Source organism: Viridibacillus sp. FSL H8-0110 (assembly GCF_038003565.1).
GTDB classification, from domain to species: domain Bacteria; phylum Bacillota; class Bacilli; order Bacillales_A; family Planococcaceae; genus Viridibacillus; species Viridibacillus arenosi.
Genome location: NZ_JBBOPJ010000001.1, coordinates 2,471,072 through 2,490,005, shown reverse-complemented (window position 1 = coordinate 2,490,005; position 18,934 = coordinate 2,471,072). Strand labels below are relative to the sequence as shown.

At 31.3% G+C, this 18,934-nt stretch carries 17 protein-coding genes; 15 read left to right on the top strand and 2 right to left on the bottom strand.

Translation table 11 applies throughout. The annotated features are described in order from the left end of the window. The first annotated feature begins 132 nt into the window (after nt 1-132). Nucleotides 133-714 (top strand): M15 family metallopeptidase, encoded by a 582-nt coding sequence (locus tag MHH98_RS12405; protein ID WP_340712979.1) that lies wholly within the window; start codon nt 133-135, stop codon nt 712-714. A gap of 200 nt (nt 715-914) precedes the next feature. Here the strand turns inward: MHH98_RS12405 and MHH98_RS12400 are convergent, their stop codons facing one another. Further along, the gene (locus MHH98_RS12400) at nt 915-1,889 is read right to left on the bottom strand and encodes a hypothetical protein (protein WP_340712977.1); all 975 of its coding nucleotides are present in this window, start codon (nt 1,887-1,889) and stop codon (nt 915-917) included. A gap of 329 nt (nt 1,890-2,218) precedes the next feature. On the opposite strand from MHH98_RS12400, the gene MHH98_RS12395 reads away from it, so the two are divergent. From MHH98_RS12395 to MHH98_RS12335, 13 genes are all read left to right on the top strand, one after another. Beyond that, nucleotides 2,219-3,871: a MutS-related protein gene (locus tag MHH98_RS12395; protein WP_076065097.1), complete on the top strand. Its 1,653-nt coding sequence runs from the start codon at nt 2,219-2,221 to the stop codon at nt 3,869-3,871. A gap of 372 nt (nt 3,872-4,243) precedes the next feature. Then, complete coding sequence (locus tag MHH98_RS12390) at nt 4,244-4,720, top strand: sigma-70 family RNA polymerase sigma factor (RefSeq protein ID WP_340712974.1); 477 nt, start codon at nt 4,244-4,246, stop codon at nt 4,718-4,720. A 2-nt stretch (nt 4,721-4,722) separates the two neighbouring features. Then, a complete protein-coding gene (locus MHH98_RS12385) occupies nt 4,723-5,703 on the top strand; it encodes an anti-sigma factor (RefSeq protein ID WP_038181172.1) in 981 nt (326 codons plus the stop codon). Continuing rightward, complete coding sequence (locus tag MHH98_RS12380; RefSeq protein WP_038181174.1) at nt 5,685-5,978, top strand: hypothetical protein; 294 nt, start codon at nt 5,685-5,687, stop codon at nt 5,976-5,978. The genes MHH98_RS12385 and MHH98_RS12380 overlap by 19 nt, the downstream gene beginning before the upstream one ends. A gap of 631 nt (nt 5,979-6,609) precedes the next feature. Next, nucleotides 6,610-7,866 carry a glycosyltransferase family 4 protein gene (locus MHH98_RS12375; RefSeq protein ID WP_076065096.1) on the top strand — a complete coding sequence of 419 codons (1,257 nt, stop codon included), beginning with the start codon at nt 6,610-6,612 and terminating at the stop codon, nt 7,864-7,866. Continuing rightward, a complete protein-coding gene (locus MHH98_RS12370; protein ID WP_164491922.1) occupies nt 7,860-9,185 on the top strand; it encodes a glycosyltransferase in 1,326 nt (441 codons plus the stop codon). The genes MHH98_RS12375 and MHH98_RS12370 overlap by 7 nt, the downstream gene beginning before the upstream one ends. Before the next feature lie 20 nt (nt 9,186-9,205). Further along, the gene (locus MHH98_RS12365) at nt 9,206-9,463 is read left to right on the top strand and encodes a hypothetical protein (protein WP_038181180.1); all 258 of its coding nucleotides are present in this window, start codon (nt 9,206-9,208) and stop codon (nt 9,461-9,463) included. Then, complete coding sequence (locus MHH98_RS12360) at nt 9,450-12,167, top strand: glycosyltransferase (RefSeq protein WP_340709066.1); 2,718 nt, start codon at nt 9,450-9,452, stop codon at nt 12,165-12,167. The genes MHH98_RS12365 and MHH98_RS12360 overlap by 14 nt, the downstream gene beginning before the upstream one ends. Nucleotides 12,168-12,331: 164 nt before the next feature. Further along, nucleotides 12,332-13,609: a nucleotide sugar dehydrogenase gene (locus MHH98_RS12355; protein ID WP_340713543.1), complete on the top strand. Its 1,278-nt coding sequence runs from the start codon at nt 12,332-12,334 to the stop codon at nt 13,607-13,609. After that, complete coding sequence (locus tag MHH98_RS12350; protein ID WP_038181186.1) at nt 13,606-14,409, top strand: ABC transporter permease; 804 nt, start codon at nt 13,606-13,608, stop codon at nt 14,407-14,409. The genes MHH98_RS12355 and MHH98_RS12350 overlap by 4 nt, the downstream gene beginning before the upstream one ends. Before the next feature lie 14 nt (nt 14,410-14,423). Next, nucleotides 14,424-15,332 (top strand): ABC transporter ATP-binding protein, encoded by a 909-nt coding sequence (locus MHH98_RS12345; RefSeq protein ID WP_038181189.1) that lies wholly within the window; start codon nt 14,424-14,426, stop codon nt 15,330-15,332. A gap of 421 nt (nt 15,333-15,753) precedes the next feature. Continuing rightward, complete coding sequence (locus MHH98_RS12340) at nt 15,754-16,554, top strand: alpha/beta fold hydrolase (RefSeq protein WP_038181191.1); 801 nt, start codon at nt 15,754-15,756, stop codon at nt 16,552-16,554. Between the two features lie 21 nt (nt 16,555-16,575). Beyond that, nucleotides 16,576-17,553, top strand: a complete 978-nt coding sequence (locus MHH98_RS12335; RefSeq protein ID WP_038181194.1) for a sensor domain-containing diguanylate cyclase — start codon at nt 16,576-16,578, stop codon at nt 17,551-17,553. Between the two features lie 161 nt (nt 17,554-17,714). Here the strand turns inward: MHH98_RS12335 and MHH98_RS12330 are convergent, their stop codons facing one another. Next, nucleotides 17,715-18,146 (bottom strand): MarR family winged helix-turn-helix transcriptional regulator, encoded by a 432-nt coding sequence (locus tag MHH98_RS12330; RefSeq protein ID WP_340712972.1) that lies wholly within the window; start codon nt 18,144-18,146, stop codon nt 17,715-17,717. 118 nt (nt 18,147-18,264) lie between these two features. On the opposite strand from MHH98_RS12330, the gene MHH98_RS12325 reads away from it, so the two are divergent. Continuing rightward, nucleotides 18,265-18,852, top strand: a complete 588-nt coding sequence (locus MHH98_RS12325) for an NAD(P)H-dependent oxidoreductase (protein ID WP_038181199.1) — start codon at nt 18,265-18,267, stop codon at nt 18,850-18,852. The last annotated feature ends 82 nt before the right edge of the window (nt 18,853-18,934 follow it).

The window sequence follows — 18,934 nt, the reverse complement described above, 5'->3', positions numbered from 1 at the left end:
AGCTGTAAGGGTTTGAGTTCAGTATTGTACCGAGCTCAAGCATTTTATTTTTGCCTTTTTACGTTATAATGAATGGGGAAAATTGAATGCTTCATACTAAAGGGAATTATTTATAGAGGTGGACAGTTATACATGAAGAGCAGTATTAATTACATCTTAATTACAGGAATCATTATTATTATTATTTTTACTATTACCTTTAGTTTATTGTATAAATTTAGCCAAATAGAAGATGACAAATATGTTCTTCTTGGGGATGAGGCGCCAATCCCAACGGAGCTACATCCTATTGTGGAAGAGAATAAAAACATCTTATTAAAAAAAGCAGCTGAAATAGATATTGATGTCATGATAACAGAAGGGCTTAGACCATTTGAAAAGCAGGATGAGTTGTACAACCAAGGTAGATCTACTAAAGGCAACATCGTCACATATTCAAAGGGAGGAGAATCTTTTCATAATTATGGATTAGCCTTTGACTATGCCATTAAGAATACAAATGACGGAATAGAATGGGATATTGAATATGATGGCAATCACAATGGACAATCTGATTGGTTCGAAGTTGCTGAACTAGCAAAGGAGCTTGGATTTGAATGGGGTGGAGATTGGCGGAAATTCAAAGATTATCCGCACTTACAAATGACCTTCGGATTGAGTATTCCTATGCTTCAAGAAGGGTATCGCTTAGCTGAAGATCATAATACAAAATGACCATCCCAAATGTTTGCTTTGGAGATGGTCATTTTTTGGTCCGTTCTCTTAAAGAATGTTGCAACTAAGGTATTAAAAAAACAGAGTTTGAGCTTTAAGTCGTGTAAAATCAACCTTAATTTTTTTGTATTGAATAAATCATTTGTTTAATTAAAGCTCGCCATTAGTGAACTAAGGTAATTGATATTTACTGATTTTTCTTATTTCACTTCATGTAATGTCTTAATAAATCCAGTAAACTTTTCTATATTAAAATTTACTGATGGACGATTAAATACTTGATAAATATATCTCCCAATCTTCCAATGAGCATACCAACCATAATATTGTGTATTTTGTTTATGTAATAATATTGTTATTTCTATATTTCCTATTAAGAATTTTTCTTTTTTAACATTCCAACTTTGTCTTACTCCTATATTTTCTCCTTCTATATAAGAGAGATTTTCGATCATCTCTTCTGGAGCTAACCAAAACCAAATACCATCAGTATAATTAACCTTTGATCTATATAGGAAATGAGTTTCTACACCAAATTTATATTGATTGAATCCTATTGAATCCAGGAAAAAATCTTGATATTCAAATGCTGGTATATAAATGTTTTGCAAAGAAATTTTTTTGTTGATATCGAAATTATTTTCATACCATTTCTCCCTAGAAATCTCATCTTCTTGCCACTTAGGTATACCATATCTTGCTGTATAACTCGTAGTTGTATATGATTTTTCTCCCAATTTTTTAATAGTAAACGACCCCGTTGGTGTAAATGATTCAATAATTCTTATAAGCTCATCTTCTTCAAATCTTCCTTTTAAAACAGATAATTCTACATTTGTGAACCATCTAGCATAACAAGCAGCTTGATTTCCTTTGTAATCTATACCAATAAAACCAACAATCCCGTTAATCTCGAAAGATTTACCAGGTGAAACAAGGTTAGTATCTGCATATACAGTAGGAATTCCCCAATCATAATAAAACTGTTTTACTCTTACTACTCTATTTTTACTTGAAATTTCAAAACGTATCGAAGAACGAGAACTTCTTGTTTCTTCTTTTAGAGATATATCCTTAACTGAACAGTCATTAGGCAAGTTAAAAGGACATAATATAACGAAATTAACAGATTCTTGCGCTAGTTCAAATGTTGAAACATTAACATCTAGATTCAATATACTTTCCTCCATTATATTATATTTTATCCTTTATTTAAATTATTCTGCTATAGTTGAATAATAGAGATTTATAGGTGAAAATGTTATTGAAATTCTTATTTACAATTGCAACTGCTGACTAAAAGATTTGACCTAATCGCAATTCTTGCAATATTACTTATATGTTACTCTTTTTAGTTTACTTAATTTGTTGTATATTTTACAATTATTATGTATTGTGGTTAATTGTGGTTTTTAAGCATTTCTTATATGGAGAATTAAACTAATTAATATAGAACGAACAAACTTATAAATGAAAAAAGGTCAAAAAATAGAGGATAAAAGAAATGATGAATTTAATAATAATTCTTGTAATAGTTGCAATCGCTTTTTTTATCTATAATATTTTAATGATAAAAAAGAAAAGACTAAAAAAGTTTAGGAAAGAATGGGAATTAGGAAAGTTTAATTCAAAAAGTGAACATGATGAATCAGTGTCAATGTACTGGGAAAATAAAAAGAATAATGAACAAAGATATGACGGGATAGATCAGTTGACGTGGGATGATCTTGCTATGAATACTGTTTTCAAAAAGGTAAATTACACACAGACTTCTGTTGGATCGGAATATTTATTTAATCAGCTTCGAGATATTGATCCATCGCTTAAAAATATACAAGATAAAGAAAGACTTTACACATTACTGGAGAGTAATCAAGGATTAAGAGAAGACATCCTACGCATATTATCAGGGCTTGGAAAACAAGATTATACAAACTCGTCTTCCTTTTTTTATGTGAATCAAAGTAACTTAAAATATGTAGCTATATATGTATTGCTTGCTTTAATGCCATTTGCTTCAACCATTTTGATGTTTTTCAGCTTAAAGTACGGGATTTTTAGTTTAGTAGGATCTTTTCTAATTAACTTATTTGTATACTATAAAAATAAACCAGCGTTAGAGAATAATTTATACTCCACATCGTACATAGCATCTATCATCAATACTGGTAAACGCTTTGCATCCGTCAAACATTTGGAATTTACAACATTTGCGGACGAGTTCAAAGTCAAAGTTCAGCCAATCAAAAAAGTTTTAGTTTTAAGCAATATTACTTCAATAGGAAGAGGCAACGGAGATTTTGATATTATTTTTGAATACATTCGTATACTATTTTTGTTGGATTTTATTACCTATAACAATATTATTAAAACGATTTCAAAACATAAAGAAGAATACCGTGATTTATGGCAACTTATTGGTCAACTGGATGCAGGGGTAGCAGTTGCGTTTTACAGAAAATCATTAGATACATATTGTATCCCTACATTTATGGAGAAAGAGGAACTTTCATTTAAAAATATGTTTCATCCACTTATCAATGAACCAGTAAAAAACACGTCAAATCTATACAAGAGCACACTCATTACAGGGTCTAATGCATCAGGGAAATCTACGTATATTAAAGCAATTGCTATTAATACAATCTTGGCACAAACGATTAATACAGTGTTAGCAGAAAACTGGACAATGAAACCTAGCTATATTGTAACTTCAATGGCGATTCAAGATAATGTTTTAGATGGTGATAGTTACTTTATAGCTGAAATTAAGTCACTCAAACGTATTATCCAACTGTGTGAGCAAGGTAAACCATGCATCTCATTTATTGATGAAATACTAAAGGGAACTAATACGATTGAACGGATAGCAGCATCGGCTGCTATGATGGAATGGCTTTCTTTGAATAAAGGTATGAATATCATTGCTTCTCATGATATCGAATTAACCGAAATCGCCAAAAGTACTTATACAAATTATCACTTCAGTGAGTCGATTGAAAATGGTCAAGTTCATTTTGATTATACAATTCATTCTGGACCGTCAAAAACGAAAAATGCGATTAAGCTTCTTGAAATATTGGATTATCCACAAAGCATAACAAACAAGGCGAATGGGTTAGCCGAGTATTTCTTAGAAAAGCATGAATGGAAATAAATGGAAGAATTTAAAAGATTGTAAATTGAAAAAAACGCCCCGTCGAGAAATAGCCTATTAGTATAAATAACATTGCAAATAAGAATAATCACTATGTTTGAAAAAGACTCTAGAGCTAATCAATTGTATGTTGAGATAATATAATCTCCAATAACACAATATGCCGACTATCATTCAAGTTGATAGTCGGCTATTTGAGTTGTATAACTTATTATCTTATTACTTTAAATTTTGAAATTGAAGAACTATAAAATTTTATAATTCGGAAGGCGAATAGTTCAACATTGCATCAGATAATTATTTTGAAATTATTAAAATATTTTGCAACTTTTTTTAGTCTTTAAACGAGGATAGGGTGAAAGGTGGGAAAAGATGGAGCTAGAAACAATATATATCACCTATATGAATGATATATATCGCTATTTATATTCACTTACCAAAAATCATACTACTGCTGAGGATTTGCTTCAGGACACTTTTACAAAAGCGCATATCACTCTGCTTGGTCAAGAAATTCAAGATATCAAACCTTGGCTTTTTAAGGTAGCTTACTATACATATATCGACAGTACACGGAAAGAGCTCCGGTATATGATATCAGACAACGTTGATCAAAGCTATTCGACTACACCGGAACAAATCATTGTAGAACAAGATGCATATCTAAAACTATTAAGCCTATTAGAACAAATTAAACCAATTGAAAAACAGATTATTTTGTTATGTGATGTGAATGACTGTACAAACGAACAAGCAGCAAACATTTTAAATTTGAAATTGAATACATTGAAAAGTCATTTAGCGCGAGGACGTAAAAAAATGCGAGCACTTATTGTGAAGGAGGAATAGAGATGGATTCTTATGAACAATTATTACAACAAGCAAAGGATAGTGAAAAGATAAATACACCTTCTACTAATGTTGTAAAAAAAGCCATTGCATCATCTAAAAGGAAGCTTATTTTAACGACGCTAACAATTGCACTTTTAATTGTTCCGACTTGCTACATGCTAACATTTTTGTATTATGCTTTTGGTACAAAATCCACAACATTAATGGATGTTACAAGCCAGACACTTTATGTAACAGACCCTAATACTACGTTAGAGGAACTTGAATTTGATATGGATTTTTCACTTTTTTCGATGCTATTATCTTTTGAGCAATATAAGCAGATTGGTGATGAGGTCTACCCGATTAAACATTATGATACACGCTTTATGTTGAATGATTTAGTAGAAAAAACGACTACTTCTAAGTTAGAAAAAACGTATCCAAAATACCCGACTATAACAAACCAGTGGTTAGTTCATCCAGAAAATCAAGCTGAATTTAATACATCTGAGGAGTGGCAAGTCTTAAAAGGATTACCTGATGAGACGGTTGTGGAAGCATATATTTCTTTAAACAATTTATTTACAGTTGAAGAAGTAATTCAGGAAATGCCGAAAGTAGATGTCACATGGGCAGCGATCTATACAGGTGTAGAAGACAAAATGCTAAGTGCTAATGGTAATGTTGTATCGCCAATTGGTTATCCTGTACAACAAGATTATACAAATTGGTCACCATTTAAAAATTCTACATCTCATGAACAAACTTTTTTGTCGATTCTTCACTTTTTAGCTAATTATGAGGATATTGCGACAGCTGTTTCCTCACATAAAAATTTGGAACTGAAAGAAAGAATATCTTATTTAGAGAAACAAGACATGAAAACCTACGCTGTCGTCATTACAGGACCTAAAGCAGAGATTGAACAGTTAAAAGATAACACAATGATTAAACACTTAAAACTTGGGGAGGTTAAATTATGGAATTGGGTGCGTTAAAACAATCGATTTTTAGCTTGTTTGGCTGGGCTAGTGTTGGCTTAGGCTTATGGATTCTTATTATGATTAATAGTTGGATTATCATTGGTTATGGTGCCCCTTTCATTAGTGGTTCTACTATCTTCATTATCTTGACATTTGCTTTCGGAATCCTTGCCATTATTTCAAAATCCAGCCGTTCTCTCGGGATTTTGGGCATTTTTCTTGGATGTTTTTTGGTGTTCTTTATGATTGTCATATTTTTTGTTGGTTGGGCTATCATTCCGTTTCCATAAGAAAAACTTTCATAAATGACTTTATGATGCCTGAACAAATTGATTGTTGGTTTTTTAATTATTATTCACTGAATTAAAGTGATGACGCGAAGTATATCACTACATAAAAAAAGTAGTCATTTAATTTAAGTAGTTAATTTCATAATCTAAAATGCCCTCCAAATTTATTGGAGGGCATTTTATTTTGTAAGCCCCAGTATTTTTCCTTTACTGAGGAGAGCTAAAAAAAACTACATTACAATCATCAGGTATGACAAACAGTACATCCAGTTTAAATGATATGTATGCCGTACTGCAGCTCACACATAAACAATTCATTTACAAATTTAATAAAATGACAATACTATTTAACTTTTAGATTAATGTTCACTCTTTCAATCGATGGATTATGTATTACAAACTCCAAAGAAAGCGTGAAGATAATGGATAATATGAAACAAATGCTAAAATGTATTGAATTTATTAATAAACCCCGATGATTTACGTTTATTAATAAAAATTTACAATTTGTTAATGATAAAGAATCATTACATTAACAAATAATGTAAAAATAAATGTTACAATAAACAGGCTATCAGATGTAATGAAAAACGGTTTCGATAAAACCATCTAATTTAGGAGGATACTCTAATTGTCAAAAACTAAAGTATTGATTATCACTCAAAATTTTCATCCTGAAATTGGTAGCCACGCAAATAGAATGAATAATATTTTTCAATTACTACAGTTAGATGACTATGAAGTCTCTGTCTTGACTACAGAACCTTCTTATCCAAACAAACACCTTTATGAGGATAGGAAGTTCTGGAATAATGAAACGTTAAATGATCATGAGAATATTCATAGAGTACATGTTAAAAATAGGAAATATGCATTTAGTATGTTAAATAGATTAATCCACTATATTGAAATCTCATTAAAAATGCTATTTTTTGTTTTATTTGATAAACAAAAATATGATGTAGTATTCGTTACATCGCCAGCTATATTTATGGCATTTGTTGGAGTCATAGCGAAAATTAAGTATAAATCAAAATTTATTTTAGACATTAGAGATCTTTGGCCCGAATCATTAAAAGGGGTTGGAGTTTTTAATAACAAGTGGATCATTAAGTTTTTTTCCATATTAGAAATTTATTTATATAGAAAAGCAAACTACATCGTCATTAATAGCATTGGTTTTATGGATTATATAGTGAAAAAGTCAAAAGTAGACCGCAACAAAATCACATTCATTCCAAATGCTGCCAGAGAATTTGAGGTAAATGCAGTAAACAAAAAAGATGAACAATTTAAAGTCATCTATACAGGAAATATTGGACTGGCTCAGGATGTAGATTTTCTCAAAAAATTAGTTTATCGCTTGGCCGAGAACCATATTATGATCACTATCGTTGGCTATGGACAAAAGAAAAATGAGCTATTCAAGTTTGTTAGCGATAACAAATTGGCTAATGTAACAATCGAAAATCCTACTACTCGACATGAGTGTTTAAAGTTAAATGCAAAACATCATGTTGGTGTATTGGCATTAAATGATAAAGAGGTATTTGAAACAGTCTTACCAGGTAAATTAATAGATTATATGTCATCTGGATTGCCAGTTGTAGCAGCTGTTTCGGGATATTCAAAAGAACTTATAGAAAATAATCGAACAGGCTTTGTTTCTGAAAATCGAGATGCTGCTGAAATAGTAGAATATATTTTGAAGTTAAAAGATAATCCTGAAATACGACAAGAAATAGCTAATAACAGTACGAATTTGATAAAAAAACATTTTTTATGGGAAAAAAATATAAAAAAACTAACATGTTTATTTGAAAGTGATTATAAATTCAGAGAAATAGAGCCATTAAATAGAAAAATAGATAGGGATTTAACATTATGAGTAAAAACGTATGTATGTTTGTTTGGAACAATTTCACTAACGATGCTAGAGTACTGAGGGAATGTACCGCGTTATCAGAAGAGGGCTATAAAGTAGACCTTATTTGTATTCATGATCCAACTGATAAAAAAATGAAATTTGAAGAAAAGAGAAGTGAAAACTTTAATGTCTTTAGAGTTCGGAGATACCCCATTCTCTTTACCATACTTCAGTCATGTCTCAGATTTTGTTTGAAGTATAAATTAGCAGGAGGAGTTGCGGCATTCATTTGGGTGTTTTCAGTTTATTTTTTTCCTTTAGCAACTCTTTCATTAACTTTTCTGGGATTACTTCTTTTAAAGACAAAGGTTAAAACAGTGCTTATTAGAGGGAGTATAATTTGTCGGATGATTATGAAGGGCAGCAAAAAAAAGTATGATCTGTATCATTCCAACGACTTAAATACATTGCCCCAAGGCTTTATTTGTTCCAAATGGCGACTGAAAAAGAAACCACTTATCTATGATTCCCATGAAGTACAAACAAGTAGAACGGGCTATGATAGTCCAATTTATGGCATGGTGGAGCAGCATTTTATTAAAAGAATTGATTCTATGATAGTAGAAAATCATACAAGAGCTAAATACAATGAAGATTTATATGGATTTTATCCGAATGTAGTGCATAACTATCCATTTTTGCATACAGAAGTTTTAAATGAAAGAGTAAATCTTCATAAAATACTTCAGCTACCTGCAGATGAAAAGATACTTCTTTACCAGGGAGGAATACAAGCTGGAAGGGGCTTGAAACAATTAATACAAGCCGTTCCAAAATTTAAGGAAGGAATACTTGTATTAATTGGCGACGGTAGAATTAAACCTGATTTAGTCAAAATGGTGAATGAAATGAATCTTCAAGAGAAGATAAAATTTATACCAAAAGTACCACTCAGTGAATTACCGAAATATACAAAGAACGCTTATCTCGGATTCCAAGTATTAAATAACACAAATTTTAATCATTATTCAGCTTCTTCAAATAAATTATTTGAATATATGATGGCAGGTGTACCAGTAGTAGCATGCGACTTTCCTGAAATCAAAAGAGTAATTGAGGGAGAAAATACAGGAATATGTATCGATTCTCATAATCCAAGTGCCATTGCTGATGCAGTGAATAGACTATTAGAGGATAGGGAATTACATAACCAATTGAGTGAAAACAGTTTAAAGGCTAGTAAAATTTATAATTGGGAAAGCGAAAAAGAATGCTTCCTAAATGTTTATTCAAAGAGAATATCAGGTTATTTAGCGATGGAAACAACCATATCTCATTAAAAATAATAGGAGTGTTAATTTTGGATTTAAAAACAAATGACACATCTGAAGAGCTGGATCAACTAACGAAACGACTAATATATGAAAAGCAGTCGAAAATAAGCATTTTTGAAGAGCTTTTAAGAATTTATGAAAGTGAAGAAAAGTTACTTTTGTCGTATAAACAATTATCTGCCCAGCATTATGCAATCAGTAATGCAAAACTAGCAAAAGTTACTTATGCATATTGGAGATTATTGAAAAGAATTAAGCGAGGCAAGAAAAATGAAAATAGCTAATTTGGATGAGCAAATCAATCAAATCAAATCGAGAAAAGAACTAATCGAGAATGCTATAAAAAAAGAGAAATATGAGATTAATCACTTATTAGTAAATTGCAAATTACCTGATAATATAGCCATGGAACCAATTTCTTTATTCAATGACGAGACAGATACATCAATCAAAATGGATAAAGAAGAGTATTTATCTTATAGGGAAGAAGTTGCTGATTTCGAGTATTTTGAAAGTATAAAACCGCTACTTGAAATGATACCAGATAGCAACGGCAGTCGTTATTATCAAAAGTATAAAGTGAATGTTGGAATCATAGCGGATGAGTTTTTATATCAGTCCTACAAAGATGTAGCAAATTTTTATCCGATCACATTTTCTAATTACAAAAATTATAAAAGCAAACTAGATATTTTATTAGTAGTTAGTACTTGGAAGGGCTTGGATAAGGCTTGGGAAGGTTTAGGGAATCCTTCTTCACGAAAAAGAGAAGAAGCACATAAAATAATACATTTTTTTAAAAAGAATAAAGTTCAAACGGTGTTTTACTCTAAAGAAGATCCTGTTAACTATGAAGCATTCATAGGATTAGCAAGAAAATGTGAGTATGTATTTACTACAGCAGTAGAGAAGATTGAAAGTTATCAAAAAGACTGTCGTCATAACAACATCTTTGTATTAGAGTTTGGTGTGAATCCACTTTATCATAATCCAATTGGGATAAAAAATATTCAAAAAAGTAGTGATGTTTTCTTTGCGGGATCATGGCTTAACAAATATCCAGAAAGACAAAAGGAAACAATTGAAATATTTGATGGAGTAATCAAGGCTAATAGAAGATTAAAAATAGTCGATAGAAATTTTCAACTAAATAAGCCTAACTACTTCTTTCCATCAAAGTATTTACAATATAGTTCACCAGCTATAGAACATGAATATCTTCAAAAAGTTCATAAATTATATGATTGGTCTATCAACTTAAATTCAATTAAATTTAGTGAAACAATGTTTGCGAATAGAATTTACGAACTACAAGCAATAGGAAATATTATTATCTCTAATTATAGTGTAGGGGTAAATGATAAGTTTCCAAACGTATTTCTAGTGAATGACCGGAACGAGTTAAAAGATATTCTGAATGGGTTTACTAATGAAGAAGTGTATAAACATCAAGTGGTGGGCATTAGAAATGTCATGTCTTCTCATACTACGTTTGAAAGATTTAATTATCTATTAGACTGTATTGGTTTTAACAGGCAACTATATTCTAAGAAAGTACTGGTTGTTGCTAATTTAATGAGTGATGATGTTATACGAGATTTTGAAAATCAAACGTATGTAAAAAAGCATTTAATAACTGAAGCTGACTTTGATGAAAAAGTAAAAAAAGATTATGATTTTATCGCTTTTTTTAATTCAAAATACAATTATCAAGAGTATTACCTAGAAGATATGATAAATGGATTTAAATATACGAATTCTGATTATATTGCAAAAAATAGTTATTATCACGGCAGCGAGCTAGTCGAAGGTCTTGAACATGCTTATATAAATGAGATGACAGATAAATATAAAACAGTATTTTGGTCAGAAGCTTTTCAAGCAAATGAATTGTTGAATATGAAGCAAAAACAGATAAGAGAAAATGGCTATTGTATTGATCATTTTGAAATAAATACAGCATTTAAAAATGATCAATTAGAAAGTGATGTTAGAACGTATGAATTATCTGTCATCGTACCTGTTTTTAATAATGGAAAATACTTGTTAAACAAGTGTTTTAATAGTCTTAAAAGAAGTAGTATTTTCGAAATGATGGAGATCATCATTATAGATGATGGTTCTTCAAAAAAAGAGACGATCGCTACAATAAATAGAATAGCTAGGGAACATCCTAACGTCGTAACCTATTTCTATCGTGAAGGAGGAAGTGGGAGTGCTTCTAGAGCTAGAAATAAGGGAGCAGAACTTGCCACTACCGAATATGTGACGTATTTAGATCCAGACAATGAAGCTGTTAATGATGGTTATGACAAATTGTTAAATATATTAATAAATAATACTGAAATAGATATAGCCATAGGAAATATGATTAAGTTAAATAATTCTAAAATTGGTAATTTTAAATATTTTGAAACTGTAATTAATGCTTGTCGTAGCGACATTATTAATGATCCCAAAAAACTATTAATGGATACCGATTTAAGGACACAAAGTATTCAGGCATTAGTAGTGAAAAGGGAAATCATCATCGATAACAATTTGAGAATGGTTGAAAATGCAGGTGGACAAGATACGTTATTCTTCCAAGAATTACTGTTGCATTCAAGTAAAGGGGCTGTGATTGATAAGGATATACATATTTACTATGCAGCTGTGTCTGGATCTGTCACGAATACGGTAACGAAAGCGTTTTTTGAAAAGTATTATACATTAGAGAAAGAAAGACTACCGTTTTTGATAAAAAATGACCTGTTGGATTTATATATGGAAAGAAGATTTAACTTCTACTTTAGAAATTGGTATCTCATTAGAATTAAAAAAATTAAGCATGAGGAACAACAAGAGGCTATTGATACGCTCTACAAGATATATTCATTGTATAAAGAGTATATAATTCAAAAATCCGTGGATATAGAAAAATTTGCAGCTCTATATGAGAAAAGAAAATATAAACAGATTATAAAATATTTTTCTAGTATGAATTGAGATGTTGAAATTATTTTGAAAGGAAGTGAGATGTAAAAGATAACTTTTACTTCGCAAATAGCGAATACGAATAGAGGAATTTCAATGTCACTTGTCACTATTTTGCAATTGGTACATCATCAATCTATTGAACTTACTACCATGAATATTGGAGGGAAATAATGATGAAATTATGCACTATTGGCCTAGGGTATATCGGTTTGCCGACATCTATCATGTTTGCAAAACACAATGTAGAAGTAGTAGGAGTAGATGTGAAGAAGGACGTAATAGATGCACTGAATAATGGTGAAATTCATATAGAAGAGCCTGGATTACAAGCATCACTTGATGAAGTCATTGCAATGGGTACTTTTAGAGCGTCAATTACTCCAGAACCGGCTGATGTGTTTATTATTGCTGTTCCTACACCTAATAATCAGGACCTATATAGATCTTGTGATTTAACCTATGTTATTAATGCAATAAAATCTATATTACCCTATATAAAAAAAGGTAATATAATAATTGTTGAATCGACTATTGCTCCTCGTAGTATGGATGATGTGATCAAACCGTTAGTAGATCAAGCAGGCTTTGTTGTTGGAAAAGACATTTTCCTTGTACACTGTCCTGAAAGAGTACTACCAGGGCAGATTTTCCATGAGTTAGTGTTTAATAATAGGATAGTTGGTGGAATTACTCCTGCATGTGAAGAAGCAGGGGCTATCGTTTATAGTACTTTTGTAAAAGGTGAAATTATTAAAACGGATGCAAGAACAGCGGAGATGTCTAAGCTGATGGAAAATACATTTAGAGATGTGAATATAGCACTTGCAAATGAATTGTCGAATGTATGTCATCGATTAGAGATAAATGTATTAGATGTTATCGAAATGGCCAATAAACATCCACGTGTCAATATACATACACCAGGCCCAGGTGTAGGGGGTCACTGCTTAGCTGTCGATCCATACTTTATCGTTGCAAAGGCACCAGAAATTGCTCAGTTAATAAAGTTATCTCGTACGATTAATACCTCTATGCCTCATTTTGTAGTAGAGAATATCAATAAACTAATGAAAAATGTCGAAGGAAAAGTAGTTACTATTTTAGGTCTCACATATAAAGGGAATGTGGATGACATTCGTGAAAGTCCAGCTATTGAAGTGTTCAAACAATTGCAAGCAGAGCATAATTATGAAGTGCGAGCTTATGATCCACACGTTAAATTAGATTGGGTTTTACAAGATTTAGAGCAAGCTGTAAAAGACTCTGACCTCATCGTTGTATTATCAGATCATGATGAGTTTAAGGAATTTGGAGATCCTGATTTTTCTACTATGTCAAATATAAGGATTTTTGATACAAAAAATGTAGTGAAACGTGTTCCGAATTATGTTGAATATATTAATTATGGAAACCTTTATAACTATACTAAAAAGAAAGCTACTGCTGTATGAATTTTGTTTGGCAGATTTTAAAAGAACAATTTTCACATCTTAATTTGATATTTCGATTAAGTATATATGAAGAAAAAGGTAAGTATGCAATGCACTATTTGGGTGCTTTATGGCAAATATTAAATCCATTCATTCAAATTGGTGTTTATTGGCTCATTTTTGGTTTAGGAATAAGAAAGGGTTCTCCTGTTGAGGGAACCCCGTTTTTCCTATGGCTGATTATAGGGTTAGTACCGTGGTTATATATCAGTAGGACAATTACACAAGCTTCAAATAGTGTATACGCAAAAGTAAATTTAGTAGCTAAAATGAACTTTCCCGTAAGCGTTCTACCTACTATTATAATCGTTGGTAATTCAATATCATTTCTACCTATGATTATTCTAACTTTTGGGATTACTCTAGGATATGGTATTTTCTCTGGAATATATTTAATACAAATACTATATTATTTAGTTTGCCTGTATTTATTTCTGTTTGCATTGACACTGCTTTTATCAACACTTACAACTATTATTCGAGATATTCAGATAATAATACAATCAATTGTTCGGTTAATGATGTTTTTCTTACCAATCGTGTGGAATGTTCATAACTTCCCAGAATTGTTAGTCAGTATTTTGAAATTGAATCCTTTATTTTATATTATTGAAGGGTTTAGGTACTCTCTCTTAGGAGGGGGATGGTTTTTTGAGGATATTCCGTATACCTTTTATTTCTGGAGTATAACTATTCTAATACTTACAATTGGTTCTTATATACATTTAAAATTTCGTGATAGATTTGTTGACTACCTATAGTCGGAGGAAAAGAAATGAATCCGAAAATTCGATTTATGAATGTATCAAAAGGTTTCAGTTTATATAGTAAGCAATCTGAAAAACTATTTGATATCGTATCTCTTAAAAAAAATAGAGATCATTTTTTCGCTCTTAGAAATATTAGTTTTGAAGTGAATGAAGGAGAAGCAATTGGTCTTATTGGTTTAAATGGTTCTGGCAAATCTACTCTTTCAAATTTATTAGCGCAAGTAATACCTCCAAGTTTAGGTAAGGTCGAAATAAATGGAGAAACATCACTAATTGCTATTTCTGTAGGATTAAATAATTCGTTAACAGGTTTAGAAAACATTAAGCTAAAATGTTTGATGCACGGTTTAAGTAGCGCTGAAATTAATCAATTAAAATCAGCTATTATAGATTTTGCAGATATAGGGAAGTTTATTAACCAACCTGTAAAAAACTATTCAAGTGGCATGAAATCTCGTTTAGGTTTTGCAATATCAATTCATACTAATCCTGATATTTTAATTATAGATGAAGCCTTATCTGTGGGAGATCAAACATTCTACAAGAAGTGTCTGGATAAGATAAATGAATTTAAAAGCCAAGGAAAAACGATTATTTTTGTAAGTCACTCATTGTCCCAAATAGAAGCATTTTGTGATAGAGTGATGTGGATTCATTTTGGACAAATAAAAATGTTCGATGAAGCAAAAAAAGTGATTAGTGAATATAAAAAGTTTATAAACTGGTTTAATTCCTTAAGTGAAAGTAAAAAGAAGAATAGTAGAAGTGAAATGTTAGAAGAACAATATAAAGAAGTTTCAAACGGCCAAATTCAACAGGTGAAGCGTAAACGTGGGAAATCGAATTTGGTATTTATGCTACAAATTTTAATATTAATATTTATAATGATTTCAAGCGCTACTTATATGTTTTAACCACGAAAGATAAGGTTAAAAAAAAAACGTCTAGCCAATTATTAATAGACTAAACTATAAATAGGGAGTTAATTGGAGAATCTGAATTCGAGGCGTAACTCGCTTTTACTCTACGGGGCTTTTTGCGGGGTGGATTTGCCATGTTGAATGATAGAACTGAAGCGTTAGTTTAATAAAAAGGGAGGGGCGTTACATATCTGTTATATAAATATGTAACGTCCTTTTAATTATTTGGTTTCAATTTAGGACTTGATAGTTAATGGTAGGGCAGTTTTATTTATATCAACAGGAAAGAGAATAGGAGATATAAAAAACATCATCAGTTATTTGGTATTTTGATAGTAAATTTATACTAGATTTTTAAACTGTAATCATTCAAAATGAATATAGTGAAAATAATTAGGAAGAGGAGGCATGTTACATGAATGATGTGATGACTCGAAATAATGTGAAGATAATGGGGCAGGGAGAGCAAACGATTATTTTTGCCCATGGATTTGGTTGTGATCAGAGCATGTGGCAATATATTGCGCCTAAATTTGCAGAGAATTATCGTGTAGTTTTATTTGACTATATAGGGTCAGGAAATTCAGATATTACAGCGTACCAATCCGAAAAATACAGTACGCTTCAAGGCTATAAGCAGGATGTATTAGATATAATTGAAGAAATGGACCTTCAAAATATACTGTTCATCGGCCATTCTATTAGTTCGATGATTGGTATGCTGGCAGCGATTGAGCGACCGGATTATTTCGATAAGTTAGTAATGATTGGGCCATCCCCTTGTTATTTAAATGATACAGATGGTTATAATGGTGGCTTTGAACAAAATGACATTAAAGAATTACTTACTATGATGGAGATGAATTTTGCAGGGTGGGCTAGTTATATGGCGCCACTTGCTATGGACCAAACTAAAGATCCTAAGCTAACTCATGAACTAGAGAATAGCTTTGTCTCAACGAACCCACGTGTTGCAAGAGAGTTTGCGGAAGTAACATTCTATTCAGATTTTCGAGAAAGAGTACCATTCTTAAAAGTACCAACACTTATTATTCAATGCTCGAATGATAGCATTGTTCCAATTGAAGTAGGGCAGTATTTAAATAAGCGTATAGAAAATAGTACGCTTCAAATTATAGAAGCTAGAGGGCACTATCCACATATAAGTCAGCCTGTAGAAACAACTAAAATAATAGTAGATTATCTAATGAAATAATTTATGTAAGGGAGTTCAATTATGGATGTACGATTAAGGGAGGCACCTTGCGGATTTATATCTTTTGACCACAATGGATATATAATAGAGGTCAATAATACCTTTCTTGAATGGATGGGCTTTAAACAAGAAAATTTAGTAGGGAAACATATTGAGTCGTTATTGACGATGGCCAATAAACTGATTTTTCATTCTTATTTTTATCCTAATATTAATTTACATGGGCATGTAGAAGAACTGTTCATTAACTTCACAAGCCAGACTGGTGAGTCCGTTCCTTATTTAATGAATGCTAGACGATTTGAGCAGGATGACATAGAAGTGATAGACTGTATTTTAGTTCAAATGAAGAAGCGAATTGACTACGAATTAGAGTTGCGCACGACTAAAAAACAAATGGAAGAGGCTTATTTAGAAAAAAATCGAGCTCTAGCAAAGCTAGAACAAATTTATATTGAAATTGAAAAGAAACAAATTGAGCTAATGGAAATCAATTCGGGTTTAGTCCAAATATCGAATACTGATAAGCTGACTGGCATTCCCAACAGAAGATTCTTTCAAGAAAAACTAGAAGAGCAAATTGTGATATACCGTAAAGAAGAAAAACCATTTTCTTTACTTATTATTGATATAGATCATTTTAAAAAAGTGAATGATACATATGGTCATCAAATTGGAGATATCGTACTTGTGAAATTGGCTAATATTCTAAAAAATCAGGTGCGATCAGATGATATTGTTGCTCGATTTGGAGGCGAAGAATTTACAATAATTCTTCCAAATACTGATGTTGACGAAGCAATATTAATTGCTCAGAAGTTAAATAGAGCAATTGAATTAGCTGAATGGACAGAGACAGGGAATCTAACAGTAAGTGTCGGGATAGACACTTTTACCGAGGATGATACAGAAGCTTCTATCGTGAAAAAGGCAGATCAAGCTCTGTATGTTTCTAAAGAAAATGGTCGAAATCGTGCTACACATTTTATAGATTTATAATGAAAAATTCAACCATACTAGAATCAAGTTCACCACACTGAAATGTAGTTTTGGTAAAGCGTTTATCTACATGGGTTCTTATTAAAATAGCTCCTCAATAAAAAGTTGATCAGCAGTTAACGACCAACTTTTTATTGAGGAGCTAAATTTTTTTATTACAGTTAGTAAAACAGTTTTGACTGAAGAATGTCTAATGCACGATCAATATCCTCTAAATTTTCTTCAGAAGCATGTTTTATGCGATTTAGGAAGCGAGATTCAACTAACTTAAATGTCTCGTTCATCATAGCTTCTCCATCTTTTGAAAGACGAATATATTGTTTCCGTCGATCTTTTGTATCACTTAACTTTTCGATTAGATTTTTTTCACTTAACTTTTTAAGTTCTCGACTTGTATTTGGCATAGATAAATGTTGGCAATCACTAATTTCACTAGGGGTAACAGGCTTTTGACTTACTGTAATAGATTCTAAAATGTTATATTGCACTGGCGTGATGGAGTCAGATTTAGCGCCTTTTGTTAATTCATGTGTCACACTATGAACAGAAGTTGTAAATGAAACCCATTTATTAAACAGAGCATTTTTGTCCATAAATTTCACCTCTTACTGTGAAGATAACAAAAATATTATCATATTACAATTATCATTTGACAACAAAATGAAACAACTGTATATTTTAGTTATCAAATGATAAGTGAAGAGGTGCAATATGAAAACATTGGTAATTTATACATATCCAAATCATAAAAGCTTAAACTATGCATTTTTACAAGAAGTCATTAAAGGAAGTAAAGAGAATCCTAACATCAAAGAATTACAGATATTAGATTTATATGAAGAAGGTTTTGATCCACTTTTAGTATTTCATGAGAATAAAAGAAGACGTGATATGTATCGTGATCCATCTTTAGAAAAATACCGTGATCAAATTACTTGGGCAGACAAAATTGTCTTTGTCTATCCAATCTGGTGGGGGAGACCACCAGCAATGCTTATGGGATACATTGATCAATTATTTGCAGCGAACTTCGCCTACAGGGATAAAAAGGGACTGTTCCCAGAGGGGCTTTTGAAGGGTAAGTCTGTTGTCTGTATTTCTACGATGAAGGGACCTGCAAAGTATCCACTTTTATGGTTGAATAATGCACATAAAGTATTGATGAAAAAAGCGTTATTTAATTTTGTGGGGATCAAAAAAGTGAAGTTTTTCGAATTTGGGAATATGGAAAGTCCAAATGGAAGACAAACAAAAAAATTAGAAAAAGTTTATCAATATTTCAAAAAAGTAGAAATATAAGATTTCTCAGTTTGAGATAAATATTATAGTTTAAAGTAAGAAGCCGGCTTAAAGTAATAAATTTGAGCCGGCATTATTTATC

Coding starts and splice junctions, on each gene's coding strand:
- MHH98_RS12330 (WP_340712972.1), bottom strand. CDS start 18,146: ATGGACAAAAATGCTCTGTTTAATAAATGGGTTTCATTTACAACTTCT.
- MHH98_RS12405 (WP_340712979.1), top strand. CDS start 133: ATGAAGAGCAGTATTAATTACATCTTAATTACAGGAATCATTATTATT.
- MHH98_RS12380 (WP_038181174.1), top strand. CDS start 5,685: ATGGAATTGGGTGCGTTAAAACAATCGATTTTTAGCTTGTTTGGCTGG.
- MHH98_RS12325 (WP_038181199.1), top strand. CDS start 18,265: ATGAAAACATTGGTAATTTATACATATCCAAATCATAAAAGCTTAAAC.
- MHH98_RS12350 (WP_038181186.1), top strand. CDS start 13,606: ATGAATTTTGTTTGGCAGATTTTAAAAGAACAATTTTCACATCTTAAT.
- MHH98_RS12355 (WP_340713543.1), top strand. CDS start 12,332: ATGAAATTATGCACTATTGGCCTAGGGTATATCGGTTTGCCGACATCT.
- MHH98_RS12395 (WP_076065097.1), top strand. CDS start 2,219: ATGATGAATTTAATAATAATTCTTGTAATAGTTGCAATCGCTTTTTTT.
- MHH98_RS12335 (WP_038181194.1), top strand. CDS start 16,576: ATGGATGTACGATTAAGGGAGGCACCTTGCGGATTTATATCTTTTGAC.
- MHH98_RS12390 (WP_340712974.1), top strand. CDS start 4,244: ATGGAGCTAGAAACAATATATATCACCTATATGAATGATATATATCGC.
- MHH98_RS12385 (WP_038181172.1), top strand. CDS start 4,723: ATGGATTCTTATGAACAATTATTACAACAAGCAAAGGATAGTGAAAAG.
- MHH98_RS12340 (WP_038181191.1), top strand. CDS start 15,754: ATGAATGATGTGATGACTCGAAATAATGTGAAGATAATGGGGCAGGGA.
- MHH98_RS12345 (WP_038181189.1), top strand. CDS start 14,424: ATGAATCCGAAAATTCGATTTATGAATGTATCAAAAGGTTTCAGTTTA.
- MHH98_RS12360 (WP_340709066.1), top strand. CDS start 9,450: ATGAAAATAGCTAATTTGGATGAGCAAATCAATCAAATCAAATCGAGA.